Genomic DNA, 11,515 nt, shown 5'->3' on the forward strand with positions numbered 1-11,515 from the left:
AAGTAGGTGATGAAGGCACAAATTAAAGAGCACATCGATGAGATGGTGCAAGAAGAGCTTGTAAAGAATACGCAAAAAAAGAAAAAGAAACCTGGGAAACTTCGAATATTTTTCTTTATCTTACTTGCTAAGATTTTCGGTATTGTATTATTTTTTAGCTTCCTTGTATTTGTATTATTTGGGCAAGGCATGGGAAAGAAAGAGGAGACACCACCATCTACGGTCCAAAGTAATGGGATGACAGTGTGTCGTCCAGGAGGGAAGACGGTGACGCCGGAAGAAATACAACCGCATTTAGGTGGTGTGTTCACAGGGCAGGCACAGTCTTTTTTAAACGCAGGAACACAAAATCAAATCGATCCTGTTTTACTAGCAGCTATAGCGAAACTAGAGACGGGAAACGGTACTTCAAACGCTGTTAAAAATTATAACAATCCAGGTGGTTTGATGGACCCAAGTAGTTCTCAAATGAAGGGATTTCAGAAGTTTGCCACACTTGAAGAAGGGATTAGCGCCATGGCGCGCAACTTATATAAAAACTATATTGGCATGGGGATTACAACGATTGAAGCAATTGGCGCCAAATATGCACCACCAGGTGCCGCAAATGATCCACATGGTACGAATGGGTTGTGGCCCATATTGGTAACGAAATTTGTCGGTCAAATGGGAGGACTGTCGTTTAATTGTGAAGCGGGAAAGCCTGGGGGTGTCGTGGATACTGGTGCAGCAAGCTCGCAAGGGTTTATCCGGCCAATTGCACAAACAACGATTACAAGTCCATTTGGGCCACGTTGGGGTACGATTCATAAAGGAATTGATTATTCTTGCCAAGACGGTGTCACCGCAATAGCTTCGTCGAAAAGTGGGGTTGTAGAATTAGCGAAGTTTGGCGAAGGCGGTTCTGGATTCGGTGGCTATGTGCGCCCATAAGGGCATATAAGAATACGGGAACTGGGCAACCCGTAAGGAACTAGAGGTTAGTGTAACTCCTTATCATCAGCAAACTTATCCTAAGAGGAAACTCAAGGGGGAGTACAGCATGTTTGCAACGCGTTAAGTTGCTAAGTTACCCAAGCACAACTGAAACGCTAGATGAAAAGAATTGAATGAGGATGAATGCTGGATTGCGTGAACGATAACCAGAGGACGCCTAGCGAAGCGGTAGACGGAAGGTAACTATAAAACGTCTAGTAGTCATATGTTGTCTATCACCATAGCTAATAGACAACTTTAACCTTAGTGACTATCCACTTGTAATTAACATGAAATGGTGAAAGTCGCATCCGACATCAATTCAAGCCTATGTTCTTATATGTCTAAATGGGGATTGCCTAAGTCAGAATGCTTAAAAGAGCTATGACATGTAGATGTTTGAATATCTGATAAGGCAACGGAGAGTCCATAGTAGTCTGAGCAAGGGAAAGCCTTGTACATGGCGAAGGGACCAAGTCATTCAGTCTTATTATAAATCGGAAAGGAGCGGAATGCTTCATGCAAATTCCAGAGGTCGTAATAGACAATTTAATGAAGAAATCTCAAAGTAATCAACAATACACATTTCAAAGGCTATATAGGAATCTATATAATCAACAATTTTTCCTAGAAGCGTATGGGAAGTTAAGTAAAAATCCGGGAAACATGACAAAAGGATCAGATCAGAAAACAATAGACGGAATGAGTTTACAACGGATAGAACGATTAATTGAACAATTGAAAAATCAAAGCTATAAACCAAATCCATCTAAAAGAATCTACATTGAGAAGAAAAATAGTCATAAAAAAAGACCATTAGGTTTACCATCTGTCGATGACAAGTTAGTACAAGAGGTCGTAAGGAGGATATTAGAAGCGATTTATGAGCCTATTTTTAAAGAGACATCTCATGGTTTTAGACCAAACAAAAGTTGTCACACGGCGCTAATTCAATTAAAAAAGAATTTCACTGGTGCTAAATGGTTCATAGAAGGTGACATCAAAGGATTCTTTGATAACATTGACCATCACATTCTAATAAAATTACTTCGCAAACGAATCAAAGACGAAAAATTTATTCAGCTTATATGGAAATTTCTTAAAGCGGGTTACCTAGAAAACTGGCAGTATCATCGCACATATAGTGGAACACCACAAGGCGGGATTATCAGTCCTATTCTTTCTAATATCTATTTACACGAACTTGATGTATTCATGGAGCAATTTATAGACACGTTTAATCAAGGAAAAACTAGACAGCGATTAAAAGAATACAGAAGTTTCGAAAAGAGACTAAGTCAGTTGAAAAAATCAGAGAATGAATGGATAGAAATGACTGGTGAAGAAAGAGAAGCCCACCTACGAGAAAAAGCTGAAATATATAAAGAGCGAGAAAGTGTTCCAGCTCTAAATCCTATGGACAACACCTTTAAGAGAATGAAATATGTTCGCTACGCAGATGACTTTATCATCGGAATTATAGGAAGTAAAAACGATGCTGAAGAAATTAAAAGGAAAATCAAAGAGTTTCTGGACATAAATCTTCGGATAGAGTTATCAGAATCAAAGACATACATTACTAACGCCAATAAGAAAAAAGCCAGGTTCCTTGGGTATGACATCACAACGCAAAGCACCTACAAAAGAAAAACTAGTCGGGGGTTTTACCAAAGATTCCAAGGGAATATCCTGTTGTACGTTCCGTACGAAAAATGGGTACAAAAACTTGTAGAAAAGAAAATGGTCAAGATGGATGGTAAACAATGGATATCGCAATGTAGAACAGAGCTTATATCAATAGATGATTTGGAGATTATTAGCGTGTATGACAGTGAGCTGAGAGGGTTCTATGAATACTACAAAATAGCAAATAACGTGAGTGTATTAAACAAAATGGCTTATTTTGTGGAATACAGTATGTACAAAACATTTGCAAGTAAATATAGAAAATCCATGAAGAAAATCATCGCAAAGTACAGCAAAAACGGCGAATTCACCGTTGAATACCAAACGAAATCAGGTATGAAAGAAAAACGTTTAATTAAATCGTTCAAAAAAGTTACGAAATTATCCGATTCAAAAGAGATAGATACAATCCCTAATACGCTGAAATATTCAGGAAGAACCAGTTTGATTGAAAGATTACAAGCGGAGAAATGTGAATATTGTGGTGCTACCGGTGTGAAACTCGAGATTCACCACGTCCGAAAACTAAAAGATATCAAACGCAAGAAACAGCTCGAGAAATGGGAAGAAAGAATGATATCAAGAAACAGAGGGACAATAGCACTTTGTGGACCAGGTCAAGGAAATGACTGTCACAAAAGATTACACAAGGGAACTCTTCATTAAAAGAATGATAGTGAGCCGTATACAAGGAGACTTGTAAGTACGGTTCTGGAGGAGGGGTGACGGTAAACCTAGCTAAGCAATTAGCCAAGGCGACCGCTCCCTATCCAAACGGAAACGTAGTTGTTATCAATCATGGGAATGGATATTGGAGTTTATACGGTCATATGTCGTCCATTACTGTACAAGAAGGACAAAACATTGGAGTCGGGCAACAAGTAGGTGTTTGCGGAAGAACAGGGCAAGTAACAGGGCCACATCTTCACTTTGAGATCAAAACATCTTTGAGGTTTGGTCAAATCGACCCAGCACCTTATTTGCCGAAATAAGCGGAAAGAAAGGGAGAATTAGGGATGAAACAGGGAATCGTTGGTTTAATCATAGTTGTACTAGTGGGTATCAGTGTATGGTTATGGAATCAAAATCGTACCTTACAGTATAAAGTTGAGCAGACAGAAAAGAAATGGACGGAACAAGTAAAAGAGCTAAAAACAGAGAATCGAGCATTGGAAAAGCGCGTAACAGTTTTAACAGAAAATACGCAAGATAAAGGGCAAGAAGTAGCGAAACAGTTTGTAGAGCTGTTAATACAGAATGATAACAAGCAAAAAGAAAAGCCAGGGTTTGAAAAGATCAAAGAAATGATAACAGGAGAAGCACGAAACAAATTATTAAATGCACCAGAGGATGCACATAACCATATAGAAGATGATGGGTCTATGCACATTCAAACGAAAGCAAAGATAACGGATATGTATTACATTAAAACCGCTGATAATAAAGCCGATGTAACGGTTAAATATGATTATCTTGTAACGGTTGATGGAACAGAACAACAAGAAAAACACACCATGAAATTAAATTTACTATTAGAAGGTGAAAAATGGTTTGTAGAAAATTATGAGTTCCAAATCAATACAGGAATTGAAGGGCCATAGAGAAAGGAATGAGGGGAGTTGGTAAATAAAAATGTATTGCATCATATTGGATATGAAATATTGCAAGAAACGTTTGTATTGATTCGAAATGTATTTTCCTATTCAAATCAAGATGAATCCAGTGTGACATATGTACGAGAAATCGCGGATGCCTTGCATAATATCCCGCATTCGATTCAGAAACAACATGATAAATTCCTGGAATTTGAGTTTAAATTGCTAGAAGAAACATTAATGCAAATGGATTTTGGAAAGGTTGCCGCACAAAACATTCCCCATTTTAGAATGTATGCGGCACGTGTACAGCAATTGTTACAGGAGCGCTATAAAGAAGTGTAATCGAGTGGAAATGGGGCGATAAAAAATGATCGTATTGGGAATTGGGCTTTCAGTTTTGCTGATAGCCTTTTTATTTATCCAGGTATATCCGTTCCATGAACAGAAGTTAGAACAAAGAAAATATGATGAATATGGAATTTTGATCATTATTTGCACAGGGGTATGTCTTTATGTTTCGCATCATTTTTTACAAGAAAACATGTGGAAATGGGGATTAAAAATTGTTGGTGCAACATTTTTTACAGGATTTTCAATTGGCTGCGTTGGAAAACAGCTTATATATGATTTTCAACACAAAAAGTTTCCATTCCAGAAAAAATGACGTTTCAGCTTCGTTTGTAATCGCCTTCAAAGAAACTCTTAATATGTTTGGTATCGAATAAGATTATGTCTTTTATTTGGTGTTTTAAGTGGCTTAAATGAGTTTTTAGAGGGGAAGGGGTGTTGGAATGATTTTTTTTAAGGTTATTGCATATATTTTTCTAAGTATAGGAGTTTGTAAGCTTGTTTTGGCAGGAATAGCCGCAATTGTAAAGAAACAAATGATAATCGCAAATATAAACCTATTATTGGCCATGTATTATTTTTGTTCGGGAAGTCTTCTTTATTTGTGCACGTTATGGGAAACACAAGATATTTTTCTACAAGCCTTTTGGATTTTAATTGTAGGAATTGCAATCATCCGATTGAGAAAAAGCTGGTACGTATCACAAATGCGTACCCATCTTCAAAAACTACAAGAGCAAGTGATAAATAAGAATGATTTGTGAGGGAATCCAGGAGAAAAGGAGTGGAGAAATCTTGATACATCAATATGAATTAATTTTCTCAGTGATGTATAGCGGCAAGGTAACAGATTCACAATCTACGATTATTCCAGCACAATCTTTAGAGGAAGCAAGTGAAAAATTGCAATTGGAAGTAAAGTGGTGATTAGGAAAATGTAGTATAAAAGTGAATTCCGCAAGTTTATTTGTTTCAGAGGAAGTTCAATATACAGTCTTACAAAAGTGAAAATCAATATCGTATATAAAAAGGAGGAAATTAATATGTTATGTCCAGTATGTATCAAAAGAGAAGAAAGGGAATTTGAAATGATCCCCATGTATGACGAACATCCAAATTGGATTCTTTTTTGCAAGAAATGCGATCATCGACATGAAAATGAAGAAGTAAGCCCTCTTCCTTATTGAAAGTAATAAATCGAAAAGTCTTGTTTTTACAGCAAGACTTTTTTGTTATTTTGTGGGGCTGTTTTTACATGGAAATTCCTATTGTAAAAGGGTATTAAGTTGCGGTTTTGAGAGGCGTAAAATCTTTTGTTTTTTTGGGGAGAAATCGCTGAGAAATGCTGAAATGACAGTATTTTTTTATGATCCAGATATATGTACTTAAGTCTATGTGACAGATGGAGAGATTTTCAAAGTTATGGAGTATGAAAAATCTATTTTAGATACAAAACATAAGAAAATTGTGCTTCTGCTGATTGAAATGGCTAGATTATATGATGAAATGGATCATTCAAGTGGTTGGAAGTGTGTTCGGAAGGGAGTAGAATTTCTGTTATGATAGAAAAATCAATGAATCAGTGAGGTGAAAGTAATGATTTTTTTATTTCGATTTGATGTGACAGACAAGGGAATGGATTTTATTCTAAATGAAGAAATAGCAAAAGATATGTATCCTGATTTGGAAGAAATGCTCCGTGATTTAGTGAAATCTTTATGCTCAATACTTGAATACTATAAAGTCTATAACAAAAAGAAAACCATCTTTTCAGGTGTCATTCACGAAAATGGGGAAGCGGAGGTTACACTCAGTAAATGTTTAGGAGAATACATTGATCTATATACTAAGAAACAAATTATCTTTGATCATGGAAAACTTATTACTGAACTTTGTACCACAATCATGGATCGGAGATCAGCAGAAGCACAATTAAAAGGTTTGATGAGTGGTGAGTAGTTCAATGAAAGTACGTGTTAGAAAAGCTTTATACATACGTAGAAAAATAAAGCACTCATGGCTAATTTGTTGTATACTAAAGAAGCTCAAGCAAGAACTATATTATGCGGTTTTAGGCATAAAAAAACGTCTTTTATCAGCACATAAAAGACGTTTTTTATTTGGATATTATTAACATAGCATGCCTTATGAGTAGTAAGACATGCTACTTTTAGAAAATGTGCTGATTGTGAAATGTATATTATCCCTAAATAGCTTGTTGCACAAACCGAATCCGCAAGTATATCATATCATAAATCAATGGTGAAAAAGCGATGTGTTTCACCATTCTTTGTATATATTTCTAATTAGATGTATACTAAATATGATTTCTTTTGTGAAAATTTTCAGGTGTTTTTCAAGTCAGGTCATGGCCGTTATCTAATCTATTGTATGTATCTGCAGTGAGGCTCTTATGTTAATCATAAGAGCCTGTTTGCATGTTCAATTTGTTTTTATGTACAATAAGAAAAAAGAGATCTTATCAGACAGGGAGAGGAAGCTCATGTCCAATTAAAATTGGTCAATTTACGTATTGATTTTGCCTTTAAACAATTATTCGGGACATCCGGAAGCGAAGATATCTTGTTAACATTTCTAAATGCAATGTTAGCTGATTCATTGGAATCTCCTATTCGATCCCTGCAATTCGAAGATCCACATTTACATTGAGAACATGAAGAGGATAAATTATCAATTCTAGACGTATCGGCCACATTAGACACAGGAACCAAAATTAATATTGAGATCCAGTTGAATAATAATCATGACCTTTTAAAGCGATCCCTTTATTATTGGAGCAAGCTCTATGCATCTCAATTAAAAAAGGGAATGCCCTACAGCTCATTGCATAAAACCATTACAATCAACTTATTGAACTTTGTCATGTTTAAAGACTATGAAGCATTTCATACGACGGGGAAATTGTGGAATATGCAACAGCAGCAACTCTTAAGCGATGATATCGAAATTCATGTCGTGGAAATTCCAAAATTGCAACAGCAGTGGCGAGAGGAAAAAGTAAATCCATGGGAAGATTCCTTTGTTCGGTGGTTATTACTATTACCAGCCAATGAAGATGAGCATTTAACACATACTCTGGAGGCGATTGCGATGAATCAGGACCCAATTTTACAGAAAGCAATGGATAAATGGGAACATATGAGTCAAGATGCTTCGTTCCGTCAACCTTACGAAGCACGCGAAAAGATTTTGATGGATGAAGCGGCAGGCATTGCACATGCGTTAAATAAAGGATGAGAACAAGGGCTTCAAGAAGGAAAACGTCAAATGATTCTCGGTATGCATAGATTACAAGTCCCAATGGAAACCATTGCACAAGCCAGTGAACTCACGATTGAAGAAGTAAAGAAAATCATAGAGCAGGCATAAAAGAGGCGGTCTTTGGACCGCCTCTTTTTACGAAAAAACACAACAAAGACAGTTATGCCAGACTGTCTTTGTTGTGTTTGTGATTTTGCAAGTTTTTGTAACGTATATATCATATCAAAATAGCTTCTACCATACAAAAGAAAAGCCTATATGTATAGAGTGTGTTGTGAACACGCTTCAAAAAAGAGATACAGCCACGATCATAATCCGTGACTGTATCTCTTCTCTGCGTAAACTCACTATATCTAGCAACTAATCCTTACAGATTGCTCTTCATTTCACAGTATACCTTAACTTGTGGTGAAAATACATACGTTTTACACTAACCCCTTGAATGCCCCCTGGCTCACGATGATGTCCGCCACCATTCCCATGTTGACTCATATAACCTGTATTCCCATCTGCAGTTCTAAAAAGTATGTAATTCATTGTGATTTCCTCCCTTTTTAAATTATATCTTCATACTAGCACAGCGTATCAGAGTAAAACATCATTAAATAATTAAAAATTCCGTCATTTCAAACGTTTTACAATCGCAAAAATAACAGGAACACTAACAGAATTACCCGCTTGTCGGTCGATACAGCTGTATATCTGAATTTACTTTACTTGCTCGTTCAAAGCCGAATCTGAAAACCCTTGAAGTCGCCAAGTTTCTTTTGGTGTAAGATGTCTAATTCTAAAATCCTCTGTTAGTACTGCCTGATTGCAAGCTGTATCCAATGATTGATAATACATGTTAAAAGACTTCACCTGAATAGTTTAATCCTAAAACTTCCTGAGCAGAATATAAAATAAGGAAGGTGATTGGGATTGGTGAAGACCATTTTAATTAGAGATGACACATTGGCACATATAAAAAATGATTTAGTTGAAATCAGTCAGTCTAATGTAAATTCCAAAGGTTTAACTCATGTTCAAATTACTTTAAACAAAAATGAAATTATACATCTCGTGAATAAACTACAAAGTATGTTTGGAAAAATAGATATTTGCATTCACTGTGATAAAGTGATAGATGCATTTGAAATACCTTATCGATATAAAAGTCGCAAACAAGCACATCTCGGTTGCCATATTTATAATAATAGAGAGCGTGTATAAATTAACTCCCCATCTTTTAAAGTAATGGGGAGTTAATTTATTGTTTTAATTGATTTGTCAAAATTGAGCATCCATCATTAAATAATATGTAGCATCATTTATATACCTATAATGACTTGTATATTGTTTAGTAGCAATGTCCAAGTGTCCATTATTTTGATTCAACTTTTTAATTAAAAATGTTAGATAATATCTAGTGAAATTATATCGTTCATTGTCCAGGGTAAAAGGTATAATTTCTATATCATTTATTATGCCACCTTTAATGCAATCCTCAACTAAAGGAGAGCGTACTCGATAACAATAGAGGTTTGCAAAATCAGATGCATTTGTATCATAGAAAAATATGTATCTTGTTCTTCATAATTTTGAACGTTACCCATAGATTTCCTCCATTTTTTATATTCGATTTTGCTCATCCCCCGAAAAAGGGAAACAATATGAACATATAAAAGAGCGGACAATTAGCCTTGAGAATCTAAGGTATTACTTAGATGCGATTGATGTATATCCTAATTATGCAAATTTTAAACAGCGTGTATTGAAACCTTCCCAAAAAGAATTAAATCAAAAAACTGATATATCTTTTGAATTTGAAGAAATTAAGTTAGGTAGGAAGGTACAAAAAATTAAATTTATCATACGTAGTCAAAAAAGAAAGGATACGGATTTAGCTCATTTTGAAAAAAATTAGATGAATTTCAGCTGCCAAATACATTTGAACAGAAAATTAAACGTTTTGAAGAGCAATGTAAAGGGAAAGTATATCCTACAGTATTAGAAAAATGGAAAAAACATGAGGAATTGGTTTTAGAAATTATTGATGATATCCGCTTCCGTGTAGATATAGATTCGCAAATGGGTTATGTAGAATATATGCTTAATTCTCGATTAAAAGAACTATCCGAAGCCCCAATGCTTAAACAAGATATTCAAGGAAGTTTTTCTTTGGAAATAGATAATATTATAGATGCAGTAATAGCCAAATACTCAAAATCTACAAGGGCTGTAGCCACATTCTTAGTAAAAGATACTGCTATTAATGAATTGGTAAAAATTTGTACATTAGAGGAAGCGGAAGAGTGTTGGAAGAAAAACGAAGAAATTGTTATGAATAGTATTTATAGATACATAAAAAAACAATAGAAGAAAAAGAAGTCCCAGATAATCTTTTGGAGCTTATTTGTTATTAATAAATCAACGACTGTTATGCTTAAAAGTCGCCCCATAGTTTCCGTTATTTTCCATCTTTAAATACACGCAATGCATCTTTACGGAATTTGTCTTTTTCAGCATCTGACTTTTTGAAGTCATATTGATATAAAGCGGATTCCCAATCCCCATACATCGGATTCGGAAACACAATAAACTTTTCTCCAAGTGCTTCGTGCATCTCTTCGACCGCTTGATTTCTATCTATCGCAATATTTTTTCTTCGCTCTTCCTTTCCTTTTTTATCTTTTCTTTGCAATAAGACATGCTCCTGATCAGCTTGCGGGATATTCAGTTTCTGTAAGTTTTGTAAAGTCGCATCTAATTAACTCTGTTTGCGATTTGAGATGTAGTAGATCGCCACACTTTTTTCATTGGCATGTTGTAAAAAGGAAACGTAGCCAGGAAGAGAATCTGCTTTCGCTTGTTGAATCCATTCGTCCCATTTATAATGGATATCCTTTTCCTGTTTTCACGGTCATGGCTTGATACGGACTATTATCCACCACTGTTTCATCTAAATCTAAAACGATGGCAGGTTTTTTCTCGGTACCTTTGGCAAGTGCCATGTCTAATTTCATCTTTCCGATAGTATATCCTTGATGATAGAGTGTTTTAACTTCTCCAGCCGTTTGATACCAAGCATCGGCCATAACTGTTGTTCGGTTAATGAAGATGTTTGTTTCGGCTGTGTTTGTGGTGACTGATATCCCATAAGAGAAAAAGAAAACAGTGTTAGAGCTATACTTGTTTTCAAAATGAGTTTCATTATGTATTACGCTCCTGAATGTATGTTTTGTATGGGCTTACCATACAGGAGTTATATTCAAAATACAATCCTCTTTTATTAGAAACAACTTTGATTTTATCCTTTTTAAAGGGGAAAAAGGGAGTTTTTAATTTTTACGATATAAAAATTATCTACAATCATTTTAAGAGTGATTATAAGGGCACTATTCCATATTCACTCATTAAGGTGTTTTTATTATATATAAATTCAAAGTGTTTGTAGACGAATCTGAATGAGTTGTTCAAGATGGAAGTGGCTATATTTGGTTTGCGAAACCATCATTCCGTCATTGATTGGTTTTGCAGACATAACTAAAACGGTTCTGTTGCAAAGTTTCTTAAGAAATAAAAAGGTGAAATTGATTATATCTGAATCTTATGCAATTGTGAGTAATTGTTGTAATTCATTGTAC

General features: G+C 35.3%; 8 protein-coding genes and 7 pseudogenes. 12 read left to right on the plus strand and 3 right to left on the minus strand.

Annotated elements, in window-relative coordinates; genetic code table 11:
• Positions 1-9 precede the first annotated feature (9 nt).
• From F3I02_RS01455 to F3I02_RS01500, 10 genes and pseudogenes are all read left to right on the plus strand, one after another.
• Positions 10-921 (plus strand): annotated as a pseudogene (locus F3I02_RS01455) (glucosaminidase domain-containing protein); the annotation flags it as partial.
• A 573-nt stretch (positions 922-1,494) separates the two neighbouring features.
• Positions 1,495-3,327: a reverse transcriptase/maturase family protein gene (locus tag F3I02_RS01460; protein WP_196477483.1), complete on the plus strand. Its 1,833-nt coding sequence runs from the start codon at positions 1,495-1,497 to the stop codon at positions 3,325-3,327.
• A gap of 110 nt (positions 3,328-3,437) precedes the next feature.
• Positions 3,438-3,653 (plus strand): annotated as a pseudogene (locus F3I02_RS01465) (M23 family metallopeptidase); the annotation flags it as partial.
• Positions 3,654-3,677: 24 nt separating this feature from the next.
• Positions 3,678-4,262 (plus strand): hypothetical protein, encoded by a 585-nt coding sequence (locus tag F3I02_RS01470; protein WP_000808980.1) that lies wholly within the window; start codon positions 3,678-3,680, stop codon positions 4,260-4,262.
• 18 nt (positions 4,263-4,280) lie between these two features.
• Positions 4,281-4,601 carry a hypothetical protein gene (locus tag F3I02_RS01475; protein WP_196477484.1) on the plus strand — a complete coding sequence of 107 codons (321 nt, stop codon included), beginning with the start codon at positions 4,281-4,283 and terminating at the stop codon, positions 4,599-4,601.
• Positions 4,602-4,626: 25 nt separating this feature from the next.
• Entirely contained in the window at positions 4,627-4,923 is a 297-nt protein-coding gene (locus F3I02_RS01480; RefSeq protein ID WP_196477485.1) for a hypothetical protein, read from the plus strand.
• A gap of 127 nt (positions 4,924-5,050) precedes the next feature.
• Positions 5,051-5,371, plus strand: a complete 321-nt coding sequence (locus F3I02_RS01485; protein ID WP_196477486.1) for a hypothetical protein — start codon at positions 5,051-5,053, stop codon at positions 5,369-5,371.
• A gap of 31 nt (positions 5,372-5,402) precedes the next feature.
• Positions 5,403-5,615: pseudogene (locus F3I02_RS01490) on the plus strand (hypothetical protein).
• Between the two features lie 588 nt (positions 5,616-6,203).
• Positions 6,204-6,566, plus strand: coding sequence for a hypothetical protein (locus F3I02_RS01495; protein WP_196477487.1), 363 nt, complete (start codon positions 6,204-6,206; stop codon positions 6,564-6,566).
• Positions 6,567-7,088: 522 nt separating this feature from the next.
• Positions 7,089-7,997: pseudogene (locus tag F3I02_RS01500) on the plus strand (Rpn family recombination-promoting nuclease/putative transposase).
• Between the two features lie 273 nt (positions 7,998-8,270).
• On the opposite strand, the gene F3I02_RS01505 reads toward F3I02_RS01500, so the two are convergent.
• The gene (locus F3I02_RS01505) at positions 8,271-8,426 is read right to left on the minus strand and encodes a hypothetical protein (protein WP_196477488.1); all 156 of its coding nucleotides are present in this window, start codon (positions 8,424-8,426) and stop codon (positions 8,271-8,273) included.
• Between the two features lie 84 nt (positions 8,427-8,510).
• Positions 8,511-8,726, minus strand: a pseudogene (locus F3I02_RS33670) (DNA cytosine methyltransferase); the annotation flags it as partial.
• 87 nt (positions 8,727-8,813) lie between these two features.
• Between F3I02_RS33670 and F3I02_RS01510 the strand changes: the two are divergent.
• Positions 8,814-9,101 carry a hypothetical protein gene (locus tag F3I02_RS01510; protein WP_308018165.1) on the plus strand — a complete coding sequence of 96 codons (288 nt, stop codon included), beginning with the start codon at positions 8,814-8,816 and terminating at the stop codon, positions 9,099-9,101.
• A gap of 433 nt (positions 9,102-9,534) precedes the next feature.
• Positions 9,535-10,269 (plus strand): annotated as a pseudogene (locus tag F3I02_RS01515) (replication initiation protein); the annotation flags it as partial.
• Between the two features lie 69 nt (positions 10,270-10,338).
• Here the strand turns inward: F3I02_RS01515 and F3I02_RS34800 are convergent.
• Positions 10,339-11,089 (minus strand): annotated as a pseudogene (locus F3I02_RS34800) (5'-nucleotidase, lipoprotein e(P4) family).
• Positions 11,090-11,515: the final 426 nt, after the last annotated feature.

Origin of the sequence: Bacillus sp. SRB3LM, assembly GCF_015712745.1 — a bacterium.
GTDB classification, from domain to species: Bacteria; Bacillota; Bacilli; order Bacillales; family Bacillaceae_G; genus Bacillus_A; species Bacillus_A thuringiensis_K.